Origin of the sequence: Christiangramia echinicola DSM 19838 (genome assembly GCF_000423065.1) — a bacterium.
GTDB lineage: Bacteria > Bacteroidota > Bacteroidia > Flavobacteriales > Flavobacteriaceae > Christiangramia > Christiangramia echinicola.
The window spans coordinates 135374-158063 of the sequence record NZ_AUHG01000019.1 but is presented as its reverse complement, the minus strand read 5'-3'; the positions used below and the strand labels follow the sequence as shown (position 1 = coordinate 158063).

Annotated in this window: 17 protein-coding genes; 7 read left to right on the top strand and 10 right to left on the bottom strand. The window is 36.8% G+C overall.

Annotation, left to right across the window (positions count from 1 at the left end; genetic code table 11):
• Nucleotides 1-553 precede the first annotated feature (553 nt).
• From G530_RS0114985 to G530_RS0114975, 3 genes are all read right to left on the bottom strand, one after another.
• Nucleotides 554-2527: a putative porin gene (locus G530_RS0114985; protein ID WP_026935304.1), complete on the bottom strand. Its 1974-nt coding sequence runs from the start codon at nucleotides 2525-2527 to the stop codon at nucleotides 554-556.
• 112 nt (nucleotides 2528-2639) lie between these two features.
• The gene (locus G530_RS0114980; RefSeq protein WP_026935303.1) at nucleotides 2640-4034 is read right to left on the bottom strand and encodes a RagB/SusD family nutrient uptake outer membrane protein; all 1395 of its coding nucleotides are present in this window, start codon (nucleotides 4032-4034) and stop codon (nucleotides 2640-2642) included.
• Nucleotides 4035-4045: 11 nt separating this feature from the next.
• Nucleotides 4046-7024 carry a SusC/RagA family TonB-linked outer membrane protein gene (locus G530_RS0114975; RefSeq protein WP_035716580.1) on the bottom strand — a complete coding sequence of 993 codons (2979 nt, stop codon included), beginning with the start codon at nucleotides 7022-7024 and terminating at the stop codon, nucleotides 4046-4048.
• Nucleotides 7025-7195: 171 nt separating this feature from the next.
• Between G530_RS0114975 and G530_RS0114970 the strand changes: the two genes are divergently transcribed.
• From G530_RS0114970 to G530_RS0114960, 3 genes are all read left to right on the top strand, one after another.
• Nucleotides 7196-7792 carry a ribonuclease HII gene (locus tag G530_RS0114970; RefSeq protein WP_026935301.1) on the top strand — a complete coding sequence of 199 codons (597 nt, stop codon included), beginning with the start codon at nucleotides 7196-7198 and terminating at the stop codon, nucleotides 7790-7792.
• Nucleotides 7793-7829: 37 nt separating this feature from the next.
• Entirely contained in the window at nucleotides 7830-10265 is a 2436-nt protein-coding gene (locus tag G530_RS0114965) for a DUF3352 domain-containing protein (protein WP_026935300.1), read from the top strand.
• An 85-nt stretch (nucleotides 10266-10350) separates the two neighbouring features.
• Complete coding sequence (locus G530_RS0114960; RefSeq protein ID WP_026935299.1) at nucleotides 10351-10752, top strand: hypothetical protein; 402 nt, start codon at nucleotides 10351-10353, stop codon at nucleotides 10750-10752.
• A 22-nt stretch (nucleotides 10753-10774) separates the two neighbouring features.
• Here the strand turns inward: G530_RS0114960 and lipB are convergent, their stop codons facing one another.
• Complete coding sequence (gene lipB, locus G530_RS0114955) at nucleotides 10775-11482, bottom strand: lipoyl(octanoyl) transferase LipB (protein ID WP_026935298.1); 708 nt, start codon at nucleotides 11480-11482, stop codon at nucleotides 10775-10777.
• A 3-nt stretch (nucleotides 11483-11485) separates the two neighbouring features.
• A complete protein-coding gene (locus tag G530_RS17555) occupies nucleotides 11486-11644 on the bottom strand; it encodes a YqaE/Pmp3 family membrane protein (RefSeq protein ID WP_084519480.1) in 159 nt (52 codons plus the stop codon).
• 121 nt (nucleotides 11645-11765) lie between these two features.
• Here G530_RS17555 and lysS point away from each other — a divergent pair, with 121 nt between their 5' ends.
• Complete coding sequence (gene lysS / locus G530_RS0114945) at nucleotides 11766-13457, top strand: lysine--tRNA ligase (RefSeq protein WP_240472176.1); 1692 nt, start codon at nucleotides 11766-11768, stop codon at nucleotides 13455-13457.
• An 87-nt stretch (nucleotides 13458-13544) separates the two neighbouring features.
• Here lysS and G530_RS0114940 read toward each other — a convergent pair whose 3' ends face one another.
• Nucleotides 13545-13754, bottom strand: coding sequence for a DUF2267 domain-containing protein (locus G530_RS0114940; RefSeq protein ID WP_026935296.1), 210 nt, complete (start codon nucleotides 13752-13754; stop codon nucleotides 13545-13547).
• A 204-nt stretch (nucleotides 13755-13958) separates the two neighbouring features.
• Here G530_RS0114940 and G530_RS0114935 point away from each other — a divergent pair, with 204 nt between their 5' ends.
• The 3 genes from G530_RS0114935 (at nucleotide 13959) to G530_RS0114925 (ending at nucleotide 17594) form a co-directional block, all read left to right on the top strand.
• The gene (locus G530_RS0114935; RefSeq protein WP_026935295.1) at nucleotides 13959-16457 is read left to right on the top strand and encodes a zinc-dependent metalloprotease; all 2499 of its coding nucleotides are present in this window, start codon (nucleotides 13959-13961) and stop codon (nucleotides 16455-16457) included.
• A gap of 130 nt (nucleotides 16458-16587) precedes the next feature.
• A complete protein-coding gene (locus G530_RS0114930; RefSeq protein WP_026935294.1) occupies nucleotides 16588-17082 on the top strand; it encodes a hypothetical protein in 495 nt (164 codons plus the stop codon).
• Nucleotides 17083-17189: 107 nt separating this feature from the next.
• The gene (locus G530_RS0114925; RefSeq protein ID WP_026935293.1) at nucleotides 17190-17594 is read left to right on the top strand and encodes a hypothetical protein; all 405 of its coding nucleotides are present in this window, start codon (nucleotides 17190-17192) and stop codon (nucleotides 17592-17594) included.
• 106 nt (nucleotides 17595-17700) lie between these two features.
• Here G530_RS0114925 and G530_RS0114920 read toward each other — a convergent pair whose 3' ends face one another.
• The 4 genes from G530_RS0114920 to G530_RS0114905 form a co-directional block, all read right to left on the bottom strand.
• Nucleotides 17701-20433 (bottom strand): heavy metal translocating P-type ATPase, encoded by a 2733-nt coding sequence (locus G530_RS0114920; protein ID WP_026935292.1) that lies wholly within the window; start codon nucleotides 20431-20433, stop codon nucleotides 17701-17703.
• Nucleotides 20434-20591: 158 nt separating this feature from the next.
• Nucleotides 20592-20912 (bottom strand): four-helix bundle copper-binding protein, encoded by a 321-nt coding sequence (locus G530_RS0114915; protein WP_026935291.1) that lies wholly within the window; start codon nucleotides 20910-20912, stop codon nucleotides 20592-20594.
• A gap of 115 nt (nucleotides 20913-21027) precedes the next feature.
• Nucleotides 21028-22032 carry a potassium channel family protein gene (locus G530_RS0114910; RefSeq protein WP_026935290.1) on the bottom strand — a complete coding sequence of 335 codons (1005 nt, stop codon included), beginning with the start codon at nucleotides 22030-22032 and terminating at the stop codon, nucleotides 21028-21030.
• Between the two features lie 82 nt (nucleotides 22033-22114).
• A complete protein-coding gene (locus G530_RS0114905) occupies nucleotides 22115-22681 on the bottom strand; it encodes a helix-turn-helix domain-containing protein (protein WP_026935289.1) in 567 nt (188 codons plus the stop codon).
• Between the last annotated feature and the right edge of the window lie 9 nt (nucleotides 22682-22690).

Genomic DNA, 22690 nt, shown 5'->3' with positions numbered 1-22690 from the left:
AACTTTTTTGATAAAAATTTTAGTTTCTTTTAAAAGCCTTAAAGTCAATTTGATAACTCCTCTTCTTTAAATGAACATCGCTTCGTTTCCAAAGCGGGTGCAAATATAAAACGACTTATCCTCTCCAACCAAATAAAAAACAATCTTTTTTTATTTAATTCTCGAAGGACGTTTCTACCTGTATCCCCCATCTCCAGTACTTCCAGTGAACGTATCGCCTTGCTCTCAAAGCGGGTGCAAACATACAACGACTTTTCCTCTCCAACCAAATTAAAAGTGAATTATTTTAATTTAATTTTTGAAGGCCGTTTTATGCGGTATCCCCCTCTATCAGTAGCCTCAGTGAACATACGCCTCGTTTCCTAAGCGGCTGCAAATATACACCTGTATTTTGATTGCACAATAGTTTTCTTAAACTTTAGTTACTTTTATGTTAATTCGATCTTTGCAGTCAAAAAACTTCTGAATCGATACCATTTACTCCAGAAGGTTACAGAATAATTCATCTAAAAAGAGAATAAGAAAAGAATCCAGCAATGGATAACTCCAGAATTTAAAGAAAAAGATCCCAAACAATACCAAAACGGACTAAAAAATCGGTGTATGGATAGCCGGGAGCAGAAAAATTATTGTTCCCATCTATAAGATCATTCAAGTGTTGAAGCTTAAAAAAGATCCTCGCCTTATCTACTTTCGCATTAAAGAAATAGTCGACAACGGGAAATCCTCCCAGCTCTTGTGTATTCTGAACATAAAATTCAGCCAATACTGGATCATATGCATTCATCTCATATTTGGTGAAATATTTAAAAGTAAATCCTGTTTGCAGATAAAGTGCCTTATCAAACCAATGGTCTTTATAATATATGGAGTTTCTGGTAGTGAACTCTGGGAGATTCAAAACCCCTGCTCCTTCCAACACATTTTGATACATTATGGTATTATATGAACCAAACAACCCAAAGTCGAACTCCTTTTCAGCTTTTAGCTTTAAGTATCTAACCTGATTCCCCGCTTGAAATGGCTTTACAGCTCCACCTTCATTAAATGCGAAATAGGTGTAATTTTCAATTTGGGACAGGCTTGCATATAAATCGAATATCTTTTCAGATCTAAAATCAGCAAATAATTGCTGGGCAATTTCATTATCGAAATTATTCTGCCAGTTATAATTTAAATAATCACTTTGATAAAGAAGAAAATTAAAATTTGGAGCACTACTATTCTGATTTATCCCGAAGCGAATCCAATTCTGCTGATCAAATTCATAAGAAGCTGTTGCGGCAAGATAATTCCCGGTAAAATCATCGGCCAGGTTTAATCTTGCATCAGCTTCAACCCTGAAACCTCCAATTTGTTTTATATAAGAACCACCTACGTGAAGAAAATTTCCATTTAAACGATTACCAATGGTGTCCCCGGGACGTATATATACCGAGTTATAACCGTAATCATAATTAGTATGACCTGCTTTAAAGGAAATTTCGCCAGCTAAACTATTTGCATATTTAACTGAAGCTTCATTATATAAAACTTCCAGCCTGGTTTGATCCCTTAATTGTGTAGCTTCAAAAGATTGCCCGAAAATTTCATTTTCCGCCGACTCCTGTTTAAAATCAAATTTCTTATAACTATAATCAAACGTATGACCAATACTTAAACTATTTGTAGAGTCTGAAGGCCTGGTTAGTTTAAACTCATGATCCAGGAAAAACCGTTTTCCAAAAAGAGTACTCTCTGAATTTTCAAAATTCACGTCGAGAACAGATCTATCATCAAACTCTGGCTCCTTATTAATATATTGAGTGATGGATAAACTATCCAGGCCACCATTTTCCTCATTAAGGAGATCCTGAGAAACAAAATGAGCCTTTGCATGATACCTATTATTATCTGAATCATAACTGAAGCCCATTCTCAAATTACCAGTACTGGTTAGAATATTCTGATACCTACCCAAAGCTCTAGTCCCTTTATAAGCTATGAACATGTTAAGATTTTTAGAAGTATTGATAGTAAAAGATGCGTCAAGCTGCTGACCCTGCTCAGGTACGGTTTTAAAATATAACTGAGTCCACGGAGTAGGAACATGATAATAATCTACATCCTCTATTTCCATAAAATTGAAATGTCTTGCTCTGGCACCAAATCCAGGAAAGGCCCTACGATAATCTTTTCTAAGACTAAGTTCATTATAGGTTTGTGCGGTATTGGAAAATGGCAATAACTCGAAATTATCTTTTCTAAGGTAATTGAAATTATAGTCTTTTAGAATCGTAAGTGTCGTATCTAAATAGGTAGTATCATTCTTAACAGATATGATCTTATAAAGATCTATATCTGGCATACTATCCTTTTCCTTTGAATTCAGTGATTCACTCCTATCATCACTTCTTTCTCCACTTTCTGAAGGCGAAGGTCTATTTGGCCTTTCTGAAGGTAATGGTTTTTGAGGCCTATCGGGCTCCTGACTAAACGCATTAAAAGTACAGCCTAAGATTAATACCAGAAAAAATAAGTTTTTCATATAAGAAGTAATTCCCAACAAAAATATAATAATTAAACAAAGGGCGCAGAAGTTTCTAAAAACAAAAAAACCACCCGAATTGGGTGGTTTTTCTATTTAAAGACTAAAAAAATTAGTATCCAGGATTCTGAGTTAAATTCTCATTTAAATCAATCTCTCTACTTGGAATAGGGAAAATTGTTTTTTGATCACCAGGATTTGATTTTTCTACGTTTGGCATACCAGGTCTTCTAAGAGGTAATTGAATCCTTAAAAGATCCATTCTTCTATGACCTTCAAAAGCTAATTCTTTTCTTCTTTCTTCAAGAATTTGATCTACAGAAGAAATAGAATTTAGTTCAGATAAACCAGCTCGCTTTCTTAGTTCATTAATATCATTAAGTGGCGTATCACCAATTGAAGTACCTTCTCTAAAGTTCGATTCTGCACGAGTTAAATACATTTCTGTAATACGAAGCACTGGAGCATTATCAGCATTTGTAATCCCGTCAGGATACTTACTTGTAAATATTCTTTCATCTCCGTTGGCATCGTTTCCAATCTGAGTTAATTCAGTAAATCTTTTATCAGAAGTATCCATACCACCATAAGCTTCAATTAGATTATCTGTGAAAGGAGCATCACCTCTACCATCTGGTACTGGATTATACAGACCTGAAAAACCTTCACCAGAATCCTGTCCATCAGCAGCTGAATTCAATAGAGTAAACATAAATTCACTATCTGTTGTATTGTAAAAAGAATAATCTGAAGCTAAAGAATATGCTGAATTTTGAATTACATTATCTGCATATTCAGCAGCTAGATCATACTGACCTTTATATAAATAAAGTCTAGATAAAAGTCCTTCAGCAGCTCCTTTAGTAGCTCTTGAATTGTCCGAATCGCCTAGAACAGCTGCTGCGTCTAAAAGATCTGCCTCAACTTGATCGTAAACTGCACCTAAAGTAGCTCTAGATGGAAATTGCACCTCTGCATCAAACGGTTCAGTTACTAAAGGCACCGCAGGAGTATCTCCGTTAGTAATACTATAAGGCTGAGCATAAATATTAGCCATGTTAAAATAGATCAAAGCTCTTAGAAATTTAGCTTCAGCAACTGCTATAGCTTTCTCTTCATCAGTAAAAGCTACATCCTCAACAGTTGGAATATACTTTATCACAAGGTTTGTTGCTCCGATGGTTTCATAATTATCATCCCAACCAGCTTCAATTGAAGTGTTATTAGAAAGTTGATTGAATTGGCTTATAGCCTGGAAAGTTGGGAAAGAACCAACAAAATCAACATTGTCTGCCATATAATCTGCATACGCCTGTCTGGTTCCGTTCAACACATCATCTTGCTGTGCAGCACTATATGCACCCGTAAGAACCCCTAAAGAAGTTTCTTTATTTGAAAATGAAACATCCAGGGTAAGCTGATCTTCTGGCTGTAAATTCAGCTCGTCGTCGCAAGAGACAACGAAAACTGAAAGAAAAATTAAAATTAGTTTATTATATATTTTCATTGCGCTTTTTTTTAAAAGTTAAATCTAACACCAAATAAATATGTTTTAGACTGCGGAGGCGTAAAGAAGGTTTCACCCTGTCCTAGGGCTCCTACAGTATCTGTTACTTCAGGATCGATTCCATCTAGATCATCACCTTTAATAGTAAGTAGATTATTTGCAGTTGCATAAATTCTTACTCCATCAAGGAAACCGATCTGGTCAAGAACACCCTCTCCAAATGTATATCCTAATGTAAGATTTTTCAATCTAGCAAAAGAACCATCTCTCAACTGTAGGGTAGACCTTTGTGCAAATGTTGCAAAAGTAGGACTGTCAAAACCTGGGACATAAGCATTATCTCCTGGTTGTCTCCATACATCTAGCAAATCAGTTCGAAGATTGAAGTTACCATTTGGATTATCTGTAAATCTTAATCCTTCAATCATAATGTCATTTCCATAACTAAAGTTAAAGAATACATTCAAATCGAAATTCTTATACTTAAAAGTATTTCTTAAACCTCCAACAAAATCAGGGTTTGCATCTCCAACAATTACCCTGTCATTAGCGGTAGGAGAAGTAGTTCTTTCTCCGTCTGCAGTTAACCATTCAGCATCACCAGTTTCTGGATTTACACCTGCATATCTTATTAGGTAAAAAGTATTTACAGATTCGCCTACAATTGCTCTCTGCGCCGGAGATCCTTCAACAAATTGTCTTCCCTGATTATCCACACTAGCTCCAGGAAGAGATAATACTTCGTTTTCGTTTATACCAACATTTAAATTGGTACTCCAAGAAAAATCTCCTGAAGCAATATTGATTGTATTTAGAGAGATATCGAAACCTCTGTTCTCCATAGAACCAACATTAGAGGTAATAGAATTAATACCACCATTAGTATAAGGAATTGGCACATTTAGAATAAGATCATCTGTCTGTTTTTTATAGTATTCTACAGTTAATGCCACACGGTCATTAAAGAAACCTGTATTTAACCCAAGATTGAAAGCTTTTGATCTCTCCCATTTAAGATCTGGGTTTGGAGCTGATAATTGTCTAAGACCAGAAGCCCCATTGTAGTTAGAAATAGCACCACCTTCAAAACTCTCTAAAGATGCAAAGTTTCCAATCCTATCGTTACCAGAAGTACCATAAGAAGCAGTTAACTTAAGTAAACTTAACCAATCTCCAGTACCACCCATAAAGGCTTCATCACTTACAACCCAACCTCCGGCCACAGACCAGAAAGTACCATATTGATTGTTCAAACCAAATCTAGAAGATCCATCTCTTCTTACAGACCCTTCAACTATGTATCTTTGGTCATAATTATAACCTGCTCTACCAAAAACCCCAAATAATCTACTTCCAGCTCCTTCTGAACTTGTAGTAGAGAATTCTGATGCAGAAGTTACGTTAATAAGATCATCAGATAAAAATCCTGTTCCTTCTACGTCAATTCCCCTAGTATCAGTTTGCTCGTAGCTCATACCAGCTACAGCATTTATATTATGTACATCATTAAAAGAACGATTAAATTTCAGACTATTCGTTAAAATCCATTTGTTCTGCTGATCTACTGAATTATATGCATAACCACCTGGTGAGTTGATCTCAAATGATCTTTCTTGCTGCTCTAGAAGATATCTATCTGCACCGAAATCTGTTCTAAAAGTCAAACCTTCAAGGCCTAGTTTTGCTTCAGCATAAACATTACCAATAAACCTTGAAGTCTTTGCATCATTAATATCAAGATCTTCGATTGCAATTACGTTGGCAATGAAACCAGTATTACGGTAATTCCCATTTTCATCATAAGGCTCCACCCAGGGAGACTGAAGATAAGCTGAAGTTAGTGGAGCAAAAGTTGAGTTTTCAGCTCCAACTCTATCATTATTGATATAAGAATATTGGATTGAAGCTCCAACATTAAGCCAGTCAGTAGCTTCATGATTAAGATTCAATCTAACACTTCTTCTTTCTAATTCGTTTCCAATAATGAAACCTTCCTGATCAGAAAATGTAGTACCTAAATAAAAACCAGTTTTTTCACTACCTCCTCTCACAGAAGCGTCAACATTTTGAGAATATCCAGTTCTCACCACAGCATCAGGCCAGTTGAAACTTCCCTGAGGAAGATCTGTAACCGAATCTACGCGACCTTTCTCTACGCTAAACTGTCTAAGCTGGTCTGCGTTCATCATATTAAACCTATCGGTGCTTTCACTAAAAGACGTCGAAAGATCTAAAGAAACTCTAGTAGCTTCACCTTTCTTACCAGTTTTTGTAGTAATAAGCACAACACCATTTGAACCTCTAGAACCGTACACCGCAGTAGCCGCCGCATCCTTAAGCACAGTCATTGACTCAATATCATTTGGGTTTATATCATTCAAAGGGTTAAGTGCCTGCCCACCTTGTGCTGTTGTTTGGTTAGCATCATTCAATGGCACACCATCTACTACGAATAAAGGTCTACTTCCAGAAGAAATAGAATTTACACCACGAATTTTCACTGTAGGCGCAGAACCTAGAATCCCAGAAGAATTTACTACCTGCACACCGGCAGCCTGACCTTGTAAAAGATCTTGCGGGCCTGCTGCTGGAATATCCTCTAATTGCTCAGAGTCTACCTTAGATAAACTTTGAAGTAAAGTTTTCTTATTCTGAGTACCATAAGCTACAACTACCACTTCATCAAGCGCTGCTGCATCTACAGTCATAGTTACATCTATAACACTTGATGCACCTACTGTAATTTCGTTTGGCACAAAACCTACATAACTAAAAGTTAGCACAGCTCCCTGACTAGTACGTATAGAATAGTTACCATCAAAATCAGTTTGTGTACCATTATTAGTTCCTTTTTCAATCACATTTACCCCTGGTAGAGGTAAACCTTCTTGATCCACCACCGTTCCTGTAACGATTTTTTCCTGTGCAAAAGCAATCTGCACCACTAACACCAGTAAAAGTGTCAGCATTTTTTGTAATCTTCTTTTCATTATTTCGTTAAATTTGAATTAGCCAGCGCCAAAAATCATAATAAAATCTAAATAAACCAAACGTATATTGACTTTAACCCATTAATTCTTTAACAGAATAAACAGATTCCTTAAAATTTAACTATTGTTAGGGTTAAAAAAGTACTTTTAAAATCTTAAACTGCCCCAGAAATGTTAAGCTTTTATAATCCCAAAATTATCATCGCCGGCACAGATGAAGCCGGAAGAGGTTGCCTCGCAGGACCTGTTACTGCAGCCGCTGTAATACTCCCCCGTCATTTTAAAAATAAAATTTTAAATGATTCTAAAATCTTAAGTCTCAGGAATAGAAATGAGTTAAAGGCATTTATTGAACATAACGCCACCGCATATGGAATTGAACATATCTTTATGGAAGAGATAGATAAAATAAATATTTTGAATGCTTCGATCTTAGGAATGCATAAAGCTTTGGATAAATTACGTACTACTCCCCAGTGTATTATCGTAGATGGCAATAAATTTAAAGAGTATAAAGGAATCCCGCATGAATGTATAATTAAAGGAGATGGTAAATACCAAAGTATTGCTGCTGCATCGGTATTAGCTAAAACCTACAGGGATGCGTATATGGAGGAAATCCATGAAGAATTTCCCATGTATAACTGGAAAAAAAATAAAGGCTATCCTACAAAAGAGCACCGAGCGGCAATCGAAAAGTTCGGAATTACCAAATATCATCGAAAAAGCTTTAAACTCCTTCCAGATCAATTGAAGATTGATTTCTAAGTTTTTCTATTTTTGCCCAAATCCTGAATTCTAACCAATGAAAAGATTCATATTAGTTCTACTAATAGTCACTATATCCTCCTGTTCTAAAAAAGCAGAACTAGATTTCCAGATTCAAGATCATATTCCTGAAAATTCAGAGGTATTTTTACTATCACCAGATCTTGAACAATTTCTGAGGGAAGTTCGAGGTAACAAATTTTTGAGCCAGAGCAAATTCGCTTTAAAAAAGAATATAACAGGGCAATTAGAACACCTTTCTATATTGAACTTAAAGAATGAGACTGGCATAAGTTTTTCCAACCTTTCCACTGAAACTCCTATTTATACTATAATTACCATTAGAGATTCCAGTCTAATACCACTTGATTCGGCACGAAATAGGTCGATAGAAACATTTAAAGAAGGTAATCTTAAATATAAACGAGTAAATCTCAACGAGAATAAATTCTTCCTATTAGAAACAGGGAATACGGTGATAATAAGCAATTCAAAACAAAACATTCTCAACTCCGGAAACCAGGAAAAACTTCTAAATTCTCCAACTTTTAATAAAGCCTGGAACGCATCAGACAGAAATAAAACCTCCATTTTCCTGAATCATGCTTTAATTCAAACAAAACTTTCGGATATTTTTCAGCCTTTAAAGTTTCCCGGAATTAAAAGTTTTGCAGAATGGAGTGTGCTAGACATCGATATCTCAGAATCTAACATAAAGCTAAATGGAATAAGCCTGAATAGCAACGATGATAATATTCTCAATAGATTTAAGAATATTGATCCACAGCAGTCTGAAATCGGAAAAATTTGTCCAGGTAATTTCATAAGCTTTTATTCAGTAGGATATTCAGACTTCGACATGCTTTATAAAAATGGGCGAAGTTTAAAGCAGGATTCTATTCCTTCTGATTATCCAGGTATTCTGAAACATGCGAGAGAATCAGCATCTATTGTTTTAACTAATGGAAATATTCTGGCATTAAACATTAATGAAATGGAGTCGGCAAAAGAAACCCTGGCCGGATTAGGCATTGTTTCTGAAGATTTTAGAGGATCTGCCATTATAGAACTTAATGAAGACATAAATTTTCAAAAATTCTTTCCAGGTTTAATGACACTAGAAATTGCTAAGTTCTATACAGTTCTGGAAAATTTTGTGATCTTTTCATCTAACCCCGAGGTTCTTAAATCTATGATCACTGCTTTTCAAAACAGTGACACGTTAAATAACAAACAATATTTTACAGATTTGATGACCTCTCTTTCATCAGATACCTCTATGTTATTCGTGGTGAATTCTTCGGATTTTGCAAAAAAATTGGACAATGGAGAGAGTACCCATGAATTCAAATTCAACAAGAATAGTCTCGCTGCATTACAGGTAATTAATGAAGTTGATTATGCTCATTTACATGTGGTCTTATCTAATTCAGAGAAAGCAGCGAAAAGCAATGGCGCAGAGCAAAGCTCATCCATAAAAATAGATTCGCCTATTTCAAAGGCACCGGTATTCTTTAAAAACCATAGAACAGATCAAATGGATATTGCCGTTCAAGATGAGAATAATGAGCTGTATTTAATTTCGAATAAAGGAAATGTGTTTTGGAAAAAAAGTATGGATAGCCAGATCACAAGTCCCATTTATCAGGTAGATCTTTTTAAAAATGGAAATCAGCAAATGGCATTTTCTACAGGTTATCATATGGAAGTCCTGGATAGAACCGGGAAAAAATTAAAAGGTTACCCTATAAAATTCAACCAACTACTTACCCAACCCCTGTCGGTTTTCGATTATGATAATAATCGCACATACAGGTTTGTCTTAACCCAAAACAAAAAGGTTTATATGGTAGGGCCAAAAGGGAACGCAATTAAAGGATTCAGTTTTGAAAATGCAGGAAGTGAAATAAGCAAAGCTCCAAAACATATCAGGCTGGGTACCAAAGATTATATTCTTATCGCAGAAGAGACAGGAAAACTCCATATTTTGAGCAGACAGGGTACAATACGAGTACCAGTAAGTGAAAAAATAGATTTTTCTGAGAATGAATGGTTTGGATATCAGAACAGTTTTGTTTCTACAAATCCCGAGCAAAACCTTATTAAGATCTCTCAAAACGGAACCGTATCTTCTACAGATCTTGGTCTGGCTGAGAATAACAGGATAGTAGCCAATAGGAATAATCTTGTTTACCTGAACGAGAATGAACTTTCTATAAATTCGAAAACAATAGATCTGGATTTCGGCCTGTATACAGACCCGCAACTCTTCACGGTAAGAAACCGTACTCTAATTGCCATTACTGATACTCAGACCCAGAAGGTTTATATATTTAACGATAAGGCTGAACTCCTGGAAGGCTTCCCTGTTTATGGGACTTCCCAGGTTGACATTGCCAATGCCGATCTTGATTCTAAATTAGAATTATTAGTAAAAGGTGAGGATGATGAGATCCTGCTTTATGAATTCTAAATCTTAAGTTTTACAGGCAGCCCCTTATCAAAAATCATTTAAGAGTGACCTAACTTTGTAAACTAATAACTATCAATGCGTAGTTATGTATTTAAGGTTATTCTTTCTTCTACTCTTTTTTTGCTTTTCTTCAGATCTATTTTCTCAAAAGAAGCTAAACCGACCTTCGAAAATTGTTGGATTAGAGCATATTGATTCTATTGTAACACATTCTTTTGATCTCTATGACCTACTTTTTGAATACGAAAAATGCATGGAAGGAGATGCAGTATTTTGTGAGGAAGATATTCATGCTTTAGAAAATATTCTAGCTGAGTCTCATAGTATTATTCAAAAGGCAATTGAAGCCAAAGCAACTTTTCAAAGTGAAAGTTTATTAACCCGAACCAGGGCTACCATTCAATTAGAAAAAGCAAAAAGAGCAGTTTATCACTCCAGAAAGATCAGTGAAGAAATACTTCTGGCGCAAAATGTACAAATTGAGTAATAAGGAACCGTTTAATATAACTTTATTCCGAAACTAGTAATTCTGCCTCAAACAAATCCCCAAAATGCTTCATCAGTTTTTGCTGAACTTCTTCCATTTCCACTTCTTTCTTACCTAATTCCACGTTCAATGAAGTAACAGCTTTACCTTTTATTCCGCAGGGAATGATATTATCAAAATAACCAAGATCAGCATTTACATTTAGTGCAAAACCATGCATGGTCACCCACCTGCTGGCTCTAACACCCAGTGCGCAGATCTTTCGGGCAAACGGAGTGCCAACATCAAGCCATACGCCGGTCTCTCCCGGGCTTCTTTCAGTTTTCAGGCCGTATTCAGCTAGGGTAAGTATCACTGCTTCCTCCAGAAACCGAAGGTATTTATGTATATCTGTAAAAAAATTATCAAGATCCAGAATGGGATATCCCACAAGTTGCCCAGGGCCATGATAAGTTATATCTCCACCCCTGTTTATTTTATAATAAGTGGCATTTTTTGCTTCTAGTTCAGCTTCAGAAATAAGAAGGTTTTCAATATCGCCACTTTTCCCTAAAGTATATACATGGGGGTGCTCTACAAAAAGCAGGTAATTTTCGGTTGGAATATCTAATTCTTCCCGCCGATTCCTGATCTTAAGATCCAGAGTTTTCTTAAAGAGCTCCTCCTGGTAATCCCAGGTGTCTTTATAATCTTTCACTCCTAAATTCTGTACTTCAACTTTCTTATTCATCGTCTAGGACTTTGGGTTATTAAGAATAATGAGCGCAGCTATGACTCCCGGGATCCATCCCAAAAGGGTAAGTATAAGAACTATTAAAATAGAACCGCAACCTTTATCATAAACAGCTAACGGGGGAAAAAGTACAGATAGAATAACTCTCCAAACACTCATTAAAAAGCAAATTTTGATGCAAAGATAGAATTATTATTTCGGCTTTTAATTGCGTTGTGTGGCAGGCTGATAGTCACTATATTTGCATCCGCATTTTTGTTGAATGCATAAAAAAAATTATATGCAGCAGTTATCAGAACAGGAACAGATAAGAAGAGAAAAATTAACGGCCATAAGAAAAGCCGGTATCAATCCATATCCAGCTGACCTTTACCCAGTAGATCATTTAACTTCAGAAATCAAAACGAATTTCGAAGAAGGAAAGAAAGTAGTGATCGCAGGTAGATTAATGTCCCGAAGAATCCAGGGAAAGGCCTCTTTTGCTGAATTGCAGGATTCAAAAGGCAGAATTCAGGTGTACTTTAATCGTGATGAGATCTGTACTGGTGAAGACAAAGCAAAATATAACGATGTATATAAAAAGCTACTTGATATAGGAGATTTTATTGGTATCGAAGGTGAATTATTCAAGACTCAGGTTGGAGAAATGACCGTAATGGTGAAAGACTTCCATTTATTGAGTAAGTCTATTCGTCCGCTTCCTCTTCCTAAAACTGATAAAGAAGGAAACACGCATGATGGTTTTAATGATCCTGAACAGAGATATCGCCAGCGTTATGCAGATCTTGCCGTGAATCCTAAGGTTAAAGAAGTTTTTGTAAAACGAACAAAGTTGTTCAATGCCATGCGAAATTTCTTTAATGAGAGAGAATATTTTGAGGTTGAAACACCAATTCTTCAGTCTATTCCAGGTGGTGCTGCAGCAAGACCTTTCGTAACCCATCATAATGCTCTGGACATTCCTCTATACTTAAGAATTGCCAATGAACTTTATCTAAAGAGACTTATCGTTGGTGGTTTTGATGGTGTTTATGAATTCTCCAAAAACTTCAGAAATGAAGGAATGGACAGAACTCATAACCCTGAGTTTACAGCCATGGAGATCTATGTTGCCTATAAGGATTACAACTGGATGATGGATTTCACCGAGCAATTATTAGAACATTGCGCAATGGCGGTAAATGGAACAACAGATGCCACTTTTGGTGAACATAAGATCAACTTCAAAGCACCGTATAAGCGTCTTAGTATGACAGACGCTATTATAGAATATACAGGTTTTGATATTACCGGAAAATCTGAAAAAGAACTTTACGAAGCTGCAAAAAACATGGGTATTGATGTTGATGATACCATGGGTAAAGGAAAACTGATCGATGAGATCTTTGGTGAGAAATGTGAAGGAAACTTTATTCAGCCAACCTTTATTACAGATTATCCTAAAGAGATGAGTCCGCTTTGTAAAGAGCACCGTGACAACCCTGAACTAACCGAAAGATTCGAGCTAATGGTTTGCGGTAAGGAAATCGCCAATGCTTATTCAGAGCTTAATGATCCATTAGATCAAAGAGAACGTTTTGAGGAGCAATTAAAACTTTCAGAAAAAGGAGATGATGAGGCCATGTTTATAGATAACGACTTCCTTCGTGCTCTGGAATACGGAATGCCTCCAACATCTGGCCTGGGAATAGGGATGGATAGATTGATCATGTTTTTAACCAATAAACAATCTATTCAGGAAGTATTGTTCTTCCCTCAAATGAAACCAGAAAAGAAAGCTGTTGACTTAAGCGAAGAAGAAAAAGCTGTTTTCAATTTGCTGAAAGGCGGAGAAGTTATGGAACTGGATTCGGTTAAAGAGCAATCTGGCCTTAGTAATAAGAAATGGGATAAGGCGGTAAAAGGTCTTAGAAAACATAAAATGATAGACGTTTTCAAGGAAGGTGAAATTCTAAAAATCAAAGCTTCCTAGTTTTAAATTCCAGATCATTAATTTCATTATAAAAGCCTGGATTCCTGATTGGAATTCAGGCTTTTTCCTTTGCAATACTTCGAGGTTCTATTTCTTCCCGAATATTCCGCCGAGTTTTCCCGCCATGTCGCTAAGGTTGCCGGCATCACCTTCTCCTTTAAGGTAAGAATCTACGTGACTTGCCATCGCATCTGGCATCCTGTCTTTTAAGATCCCGGAAACTACCTGTACGGCAATTTTTGCCTGTCCTTCAGTTATCCCGGCTTTTTCAGCTACCATTTTTACAATTTCATCCATTTTCTTGAAAATTTTATATTATCACATAAGATAGTAAAAATTGACGGTAAAGGAAACGGGAGAAACCAGACCGAAATATTTAAGTGAATTTTAAACCTTTTATATATTTCCCAGTCAAAGCCTTGACAAACCGGTAGTTCTTTTATTTTTACATACAATTACTACCAAATTAATTCTCTTATTAATCAAATAATTACTTTTTTTATGATCAAGAAACAAGGTCTCAGGCTTATGCTTGTAGCACTTTCTTTGTCTGTTTCCAGCTGTGCGGTATTTCAGCCGAACGCTAAAAAATCTGGAACTGCTCAAAGTGAGAAAGACGGAGACAAGAAAGACGGAGACTTAAAGCCCTACGCTAAAGTCATTACCAAAGATGCTAAATCAGACGAAGGTCTGTTTACGGTACATAGAGTAGATGATAATTATTTCTACGAAATACCAGACAGTCTTTTTAATCGCGAGATGCTTACGGTAACTCGAATTGCAAAAACAGCCAATGGTATTGGCTTTGGTGGCGGAAAACAAAATACTCAGGTTCATCGCTGGCAAAGGAAAGGTGATAAAGTACTACTACGCGTAGTATCTTATGAAGTATTTGCAGCAGATTCTTTACCAGTTCACGAGGCGGTAAGAAATTCTAATTTCGAACCAATTATTCAATCTTTTGATGTGAAAACAGTAGGTAAAGATTCTATTAACAAAACTACTGTTATTGATGTAACCGACCTTTACACAAAAGATGTTCAGGCTTTAGGTTTACCTGACGGAACAAGAAAAAGATTCAAAGTTTCCAGGTTGGATGAAAGCAGGTCTTATATAGATACCATTAGAAGTTATCCTGAAAATATCGAAATAAGACACGTAAAAACATATAATGCAGGTGAACCACCATCCAATTCAAGTACTGGTTCTATTTCATTAGAATTCAGCAACTCTATGATCCTGCTTCCAGAAGTTCCTATGGAAAGAAGATATTTTGATGAGCGTGTGGGCTGGTTTACTACAGAACAAACTGATTATGGTTTAGCTGCTCAAAAAAGTGAAACGGTTGAATTCCTTGACAGATGGAGGCTGGAAGTGAAAGATGAGGACATGGAAAAATTTAAGAACGGTGAATTGGTGGAGCCAAAAGAACCAATCATCTATTATATAGACCGTGCAACTCCAGAAAAATGGGTTCCTTTTATCAAAGAAGGTATTGAAGACTGGCAGGTAGCTTTTGAAGCTGCAGGATTTAAAAATGCTATTCTTGCTAAAGATGCTCCAACGGTAGAAGAAGATCCAGACTGGAGTCCAGAAGACGTTAGATATTCTGTAGTAAGATATCTGGCTTCTCCTATCCCTAATGCAAACGGACCTCACGTAAGTGATCCAAGATCTGGTGAGATCCTGGAATCTGATATCAACTGGTATCATAACGTAATGACCCTACTTAGAAACTGGTTTTTTGTGCAAACAGCAGCGATAAACCCTGATGCTCAAGATGTGGCTTTCAAAGATGAAGTGATGGGAAGATTAATAAGATTTGTTTCTTCTCATGAAGTTGGGCATACATTAGGTTTACCACATAATATGGGAAGTAGTGTAGCTTATTCTGTTGAGAATCTTAGAAGTCCCGAGTTTACTCAGGAATTCGGTACAGCACCTTCAATTATGGATTATGCACGTTTCAATTATGTAGCACAGCCGGAAGATGGAGATGTGGCTTTAATGCCTAATATTGGACCATACGATAAGTATGCTATAGAATGGGGTTACCGTCCTATTCCTGAAAAAGAAGGTAAAGAAGAAAAAGAAATTCTTGACGATTGGATCCTGGAACACGCAGGTGATCCAATGTATAGGTTCGGGGCTCAGCAAAGTGGTGGAGTTATAGATCCTAGTTCTCAAACTGAAGATCTTGGAGATGATGCTATGCTCGCCAGTGAATATGGAATAAAAAATCTTAAGCGAATCATTCCAAATTTGATCGAATGGACTGCTGAAGATGGTAAGGATTATGAAGATCTAGATGATCTGTATGGTCAGGTGCTTTCTCAATACAACCGTTACATGGGCCACGTGGCTGCTAACATTGGTGGTGTTTATGAGTATACTAAGACCTATGACCAGGATGGTGCGGTTTACACTCATGTAGATAAGGATACTCAGAAAAGAGCAATGAATTTCTTACAGGAGCAACTTTTTGAAACTCCGGAGTGGATGATCAATCAGGAGATCTTTAATAAGATCGAATTTGATGGTAATGTAGAGCGTATTAGAAGTATGCAGCAGAGAACCATGGATAATATTCTTGATTTTGGAAGAATGGCCAGATTAATGGAAAATGAGGAGGTTAACGGTAAAGAGGCCTATGGCCTTCTTGATATGATGACCGAGTTAAGAAAAGGGATCTGGAGCGAAGTTTATTCCGGTAAAAGAATTGATCGCTACAGAAGAAATCTACAACGTGCGTATATTGAAAGAATGGAGCACCTAATGAATGAAGAGCAGGATGAAATTCCAGCGCGATGGAGAAATTGGATCAATAGAAGTGAGGTGAATGTATCTCAAAGTGATATTAGACCTGTAGTTCGTGGAGAATTAAATTCCCTGGAAAGACAAATAAAGAGATCGTTAAACAGATCTGGGGATACTTTAACCCGTTACCATTTACAGGATATTCTTAAAAGAATTGACCTGATTCTTAATCCTATTAAGTAGACATTCTAATTATCAAATTTTAATTAAGCTATCGTTGAGAAAACGGTAGCTTTTTTTTTGTTAAAGCATATCGAATTTAGACTTACATGCCTTAATTTTAATAAGTTATTAATCTTCTAAAGCAAGCGAAATGAAAAAGATAGGTATATTATTAATTGTTATTTTTTTATCGATGGGAGCCTTTGCGCAGGTTGATAAAAAAGACAAAAAAGGAGAACATCATGCGGAAAGCCATGATAAGAGCCATGATATAGATGATGAAGCTCATGCCATAATGTATGCAGATAAAATCGCAACAAGGCTCAATCTAAGTCTTGAACAAAAAGAACAAATTCAGGAAGCTCAAATGAAAAGACTCGAAAGTCAGAAAGAATTGATGGCAGAAATGATGAGCGAAAATGAAAATATGGGTGAGTCGAATTCTGAAAAAAAAGAAGAGAAAAAAAAGATACAGGAAGATTTTAAAGAGAATATGAAAGAAATTCTAACTGCGGAACAATATAAGAATTGGGAGCCTATGCATGTAAGAGAAATGAAGATGCAGGGAAAGGATAAATACAAACAAAAAGCCAAGAATAAAAATAAAAACAAAGATAAGGCCAGGAATAAAGACGGAACAGAATAAAAGGCTTCCGTCTAATAATTACAAAACGGGACAGTATGTCCTGTTTTTGTTTTTAAACTATTTCTCTAATTAAAAGTCTAATTACTATAAACTTAAAACTTATAGTCATGAAAAAATTGATCACAGTAATGTTCTTTTTATTGAGTATTACAGTTTTTGCCCAGGAAAGAGGCGCCGGTAGATCTGAAATGTCTGATGATGAAAGGGCAGCCCGAGGAGCGAGAAACTTAGCAATGCAATTAGACCTTAATGAGAAGCAGGAAGAAGAACTAAAAGCCTGGTTCGCAGAGCGAATTGAATACCAACAAGCGCAAATCGCTCAAAAAGATAAGAGCAGGAAAAAAATGAAAAAAGAAAGGCAGGAAATGCGCAGGGATCGTATGGAGATGAATGAAGAACAGAAGGCAGATCTAAGAGAAATTCTTACTGAAGAACAGTACACAAAATGGGAAAGTCTTCAGGAAAAAAGAAGAAAAGGCCGCAAAAATCCTGAAAGAATGAAACAGAATTAAGATTAATATGATACTCTCAAAATAATCAAAAAGACCCGCTCGGGTCTTTTTTGATTTTTAAGAATTCCTTCCAATTCCGATTTCACTTTTCAGGGAAAAATGAATTCTAATCAAGTTTCGCACTTCTCAACCTAAGCGCGTTTCCTATCACAGAAACCGAACTAAAACTCATGGCGAGTGCAGCGATCATAGGCGAAAGTAATAATCCGAATACCGGATAAAGTACACCCGCGGCTATAGGCACACCTAGGGTGTTATAGATAAGGGCAAAAAATAAATTCTGCTTTATATTTTTCATCACCTTTTCACTTAACCTGATCGCTTTGAGAACTCCTTTAAGATCTCCTTTTACCAAAGTTACCTCAGCACTTTCAATAGCGACATCGGTTCCAGTTCCCATCGCAATACCTATATCTGCCTGGGCAAGTGCAGGTGCATCGTTTATACCGTCACCGGCCATAGCTACTTTTCGGCCTTCATTTTGCAGTCGCTTAACTTCATCCATTTTATTTTGCGGAATCATTCCGGCTTTAAAATCGGCCAGGTTTAATTTGTTAGCCACAGCTGCAGCGGTTTTTTCATTATCACCGGTAAGCATGATCACCTTAACTCCATCCTCCTGAAGTTTTCTCAAGGCTTCTTTACTGGTCTCTTTGATCTTATCTGAAATGGTTACAAATCCAACTACTTTCTTATCTATTGCTAAATAGGAAACCGTTTTCCCCTGCTCCTGTTCCGAAGTTACTTTTTCCAGGATTTTAGAGGAAATTTCAGCATTCTCCGCCTTCATCAGTTTTTCATTTCCAAGCGCCAAATGCATACCTTCAAATTTTGCTTCCACTCCTTTCCCGGTAACCGAATTAAAATCTGAGGCCTCCCCATATTCAATATTTTCAGCCTCAGCATATTTTATTGTCGCAGTGGCCAGAGGATGCTCGCTTTGTGCATTTACAGAAGCAATCAAACGAATGACTTCTTTTTCAGAATATTCTGAAGACACTGAAACGACTTTCTCTACAGATGGTTTTCCCTCTGTTATTGTCCCGGTCTTATCTATGATCAAAGTATCTATAGAATTCATTTGTTCCAAAGCTCGTGCATTTTTGATCAAAACTCCATTCTGGGCTCCTTTTCCCACTCCAACCATTATAGACATTGGAGTAGCAAGTCCTAAAGCGCAGGGACAGGCGATAATCAATACAGCGATAGCATTTACAAGTGCATATACATAGGATGGTTCAGGACCAAATATTGCCCATACAATAAAGGTGATTATAGATACTAAAACTACGATAGGTACGAAATAGGCAGATATCCTATCGGCCAGTTTTTGAATTGGCGCCTGTGACCTGCTTGCATCATTCACCATTTTTATGATCTGGGCCAGTAAAGTTTCATCACCAACTTTTTCAGCCTTCATAGTAAAACTCTGGTTACCGTTAATGGTTCCCGAACTTACTTTATCTCCTTCTTTTTTATCTACCGGAATAGGTTCACCGGTGATCATGGATTCATCGATACTGGATCTTCCTTTCTTTATTTCTCCGTCTACCGGAATCTTGTCCCCCGGTTTTACCCTTAGAATATCTCCCTTCTGGATCTTATCTACCGCGATAGTTTCCTCTTTACCATCTACTACTCTAACCGCAGTATTCGGAGCAAGCTTCAGTAATTCTTTTATTGCTGAATTTGTCCTGCTGTGAGCTCTTGCCTCCAATACCTGCCCCATTAATACCAGGGTAAGGATCACCGTGGCAGCTTCAAAGTAAACATGCACAGTTCCCATTTCAGTCTTGAATTGTGCAGGAAAGAAGTCTGGAAATAACATTCCAAATACGCTAAAGATCCAGGCAACACCGGCACCAATACCAATAAGCGTAAACATATTAAGGTTCCAGGTCTTTACAGATCTCCATGCTCTTTCAAAAAACATCCAGGTGGCATAAAAAACAACTGGTAAGGAAAGCACCAATTGTATCCAGTTCCAAACACGCATATCTGCCCAGTCATAAAGCGGATTATTTGGGATCATTTCAGACATTGCAATTATAAAAACTGGCAATGTAAAGCCTACTGCAATCCAGAATTTTCTAAGTAGTTTCTTATAGCTTTTCTCTTCCGCCGAAGCTTCAGGTTCCTTGGGAACCAGGTCCATTCCGCAAATAGGACAATCTCCAGGTTCATCCTTTTCAACTTCAGGATGCATAGGGCAGGTATATTTAGTTGACTGTGGAGCTGTACTTACTTCCTCAACCAGATCCATTCCGCAGACTGGACAGTCTCCCGGTTTATCATAGGTTTTATCACCTTCACAATGCATGGGGCAATACCACACCCCATTGCCTTTTTCATTCTTCTTTTTCTTCTTGGTAGACTGATTTCCTTTCTTCTGAGCCTCTCCCGGTTTATGAATATGATAGTTGCCGCCATCCTCTTGCAAAGCCTGCTCAAACACATCAATTTTGATATGATTTTGCATTTTGATCTCAGCTTCTTCTTTTTCTAAATCTACAGTTGCATTGATGACCCCTTCAACTTTATTCAGCGTATTTTCTACATGAGATCTACAACCATTACAGGTCATACCTGTGATCGCATAAGTATGTACCATGGGTTGCCCTTCCGATTTTTCTTCTGGCAACATGATCTTATATTTGCTATCAGAAAGAGCTTCCTGAAACTTTTCCAGCGGAATATGCTTTTGCATATCAATATCTGCCTTGGAATTCTCCAGATCTACAGATACCTGGTTAACCCCCTCAACATCGCTGAGAGATTTTTCTACGTGAGATCTGCAACCATTGCAGCTCATTCCGGTAATTTTATAGGTATGTTTCATTTTTGTAAGAGTAAATTTCCGGAATCGGGTATTGGGATGATTCCATAATTTACGAATTTAAGAACAGGCTAGCAGAGAGGCTTTCAGATTTCAGGAAAAGACTTTTAACTTTAAAAAAATCCGGGAACAGATATTTGTCTATTCCCGGATATTATTTTCTATGCCGCATAATTTTTGCAGGCTTCAGCACATTCCCTGCAGGCTTTCGCACAGTCCTGACAGTGCTGGTGCTCGTGTTTCCCACACTCATCTGCACAGGCAGTACAGGTTGCAATACAATAATCAATTAATCCCTGTACATCCTTATAACCGGTAGATAATACCTGGTTTAGAGTTGAACAAACCTCAGCACAAACTCTGTCGGTTCTTATACAATCTTTCATCATTTTCACATTGTCTTCATCGAGACAGGCGTCTGCACAGTAATTACAATGGTTTATGCAATTTCCAAGTGCGCTTATTAGCTTCTCATTTCTCATAACTATTTGATTTAATTGGTTTTAATTCAAATTTAAGGAGGAAGCAGGCCTTACACTTTTAAAAATTTGCTAAGATCTTTCAGTTTTAAAGCTTTTTAACGTCATAGATGGACTTTTAAGATTTTTTTGGATCGACCTCTCCCCAGGACCAACCATCAAAATATATAAGGGTACTAAAAAGTCTTCTATGTTTGGTTTCGTGATCCGGGAGTAGAATCTCCGATTTTTCAGGGATCAATTTTAATTCATAAAGCCTATTGATATTTGCCTTTTTTGGGTTAGCATCTTTAATACTGAAATGTGTAACCTGCGAAACCACTTTGAAGTAATTCTGAAACGCAATTATTAAAGGTCTAAGATCCTCTAAAGGTGGACTGGTATCTTCAGGCACCTTATATCTTATAATATGCAAAGCTTCAAACAATCTTGCCAGCTGGAGGATTACCGTAGTCTCAGGATCTATACTATGAAAATAATGTATAACGGGATATGCTCTATGCTGCTGACTGTATTTCACAATCGAATCTGAAATGCCATCAATTTTGTTAGTTAATCTTTCAAAATTATTCCCATTCCATGCATTCAAAACAATCTCCTGCGGACTATTTCCCAAAGCACTTAACTTTACACCTAGCTTACGCTGTTCAATTACCGCAGAAAGTACGGGGATAAAATAAGTTACAGACATGGTTAAAAGTATAAGGCCTGTAAAGGAATAGAAGCTAGTAAGGATTTTCACAAAATTGGAGGTAGGAATATAATCTCCCATTCCCAGCGTAGAAATACTAAAACCGGCATAATAAACCAATTGCCAGAAATCTGCAGGAATTTTTGATGAACTTGCTTCTACAGCGCCTGGGTAAGCATACAGAATAAAGGTAAAACTCGCCCAGAGAAAGAATACCCAGACAAAAACAATAGAAGTCAATAAAATATAACCCGCATGACCTAAAATTTTTGATTTCCCATTCCGGCCCGATATCAAAAGAAAGAATTTCCAGAACAAATGGGAAATCCTGCTGGTTAGCCAGCCTCCTCCTTGCATAGAAAGAGTTGTTTGTAAAATATCTATAGCGATCGAGATATATAGAAAGATCCCGATAATTAAAAAGATTTCCATATTGATATTTGGTTGATAGATTAATCTAAGCAATTCTTTTAAACCAGATATCTATAAAAATGCTAAAATTTAAAAAGGAAAGCTAAACTGAATCCAGACTTTTTCTATTTTTCTGATCCAGCTGTCTATATTCTGAAGGAGTATATCCAGTTGCTTTTTTGAATGAAGTAGACAGATATGCAGGCGTGGAATACCCCAGGTGATCGGCAATTTCTGCAATCCCAAGCTCATCATAATCCAGTAATTCCTTTGCGCGCTCTATACGAATTGCATTATAATATTTCTGAATACTCTGGCCTTCACTTTCCGTAAATATATGCGTGATATGACTGTAGTCAAAATGGAGCTGAGAAGTAAGCAAAGAAGATAATTTCTGGTTTGAGATCTTACTGGAATAAACATCTTCAATGATAAGTGACTTGATATCATTGATCAATCTCTCATCCCGATCCATGATCATTTCAAAACCTACCTTTTCAAATTCCTTCTGAACCACCTTCTTTTCAGGATCAATTAGTGGTCTTTTAAGAATCGCTTCTCCCAGATCCACCTTTATATAAGGAATTTCCAGCCGGTTCAGAATTTCGGTGACCGTCATGATGCATCTCTGGCAAACCACATTTTTGATATGTATTTTAAATTCTTCCAACTACACTAA

Bases quoted from the DNA above. Each gene is read 5' to 3' on its own strand.
- G530_RS0114940 (WP_026935296.1), bottom strand. From the start codon at position 13,754: ATGGATGAAATTGTAAAAATGGTAGCTGAAAAAGCCGGGATAACTGAA.
- G530_RS0114920 (WP_026935292.1), bottom strand. From the start codon at position 20,433: ATGAAACATACCTATAAAATTACCGGAATGAGCTGCAATGGTTGCAGA.
- G530_RS0114925 (WP_026935293.1), top strand. From the start codon at position 17,190: ATGAAAAAATTGATCACAGTAATGTTCTTTTTATTGAGTATTACAGTT.
- G530_RS17555 (WP_084519480.1), bottom strand. From the start codon at position 11,644: ATGAGTGTTTGGAGAGTTATTCTATCTGTACTTTTTCCCCCGTTAGCT.
- G530_RS0114960 (WP_026935299.1), top strand. From the start codon at position 10,351: ATGTATTTAAGGTTATTCTTTCTTCTACTCTTTTTTTGCTTTTCTTCA.
- G530_RS0114930 (WP_026935294.1), top strand. From the start codon at position 16,588: ATGAAAAAGATAGGTATATTATTAATTGTTATTTTTTTATCGATGGGA.
- lysS (WP_240472176.1), top strand. From the start codon at position 11,766: ATGCAGCAGTTATCAGAACAGGAACAGATAAGAAGAGAAAAATTAACG.
- G530_RS0114980 (WP_026935303.1), bottom strand. From the start codon at position 4,034: ATGAAAATATATAATAAACTAATTTTAATTTTTCTTTCAGTTTTCGTT.
- G530_RS0114915 (WP_026935291.1), bottom strand. From the start codon at position 20,912: ATGAGAAATGAGAAGCTAATAAGCGCACTTGGAAATTGCATAAACCAT.
- G530_RS0114965 (WP_026935300.1), top strand. From the start codon at position 7,830: ATGAAAAGATTCATATTAGTTCTACTAATAGTCACTATATCCTCCTGT.
- G530_RS0114985 (WP_026935304.1), bottom strand. From the start codon at position 2,527: ATGAAAAACTTATTTTTTCTGGTATTAATCTTAGGCTGTACTTTTAAT.
- G530_RS0114935 (WP_026935295.1), top strand. From the start codon at position 13,959: ATGATCAAGAAACAAGGTCTCAGGCTTATGCTTGTAGCACTTTCTTTG.
- lipB (WP_026935298.1), bottom strand. From the start codon at position 11,482: ATGAATAAGAAAGTTGAAGTACAGAATTTAGGAGTGAAAGATTATAAA.
- G530_RS0114910 (WP_026935290.1), bottom strand. From the start codon at position 22,032: ATGGAAATCTTTTTAATTATCGGGATCTTTCTATATATCTCGATCGCT.
- G530_RS0114970 (WP_026935301.1), top strand. From the start codon at position 7,196: ATGTTAAGCTTTTATAATCCCAAAATTATCATCGCCGGCACAGATGAA.
- G530_RS0114975 (WP_035716580.1), bottom strand. From the start codon at position 7,024: ATGAAAAGAAGATTACAAAAAATGCTGACACTTTTACTGGTGTTAGTG.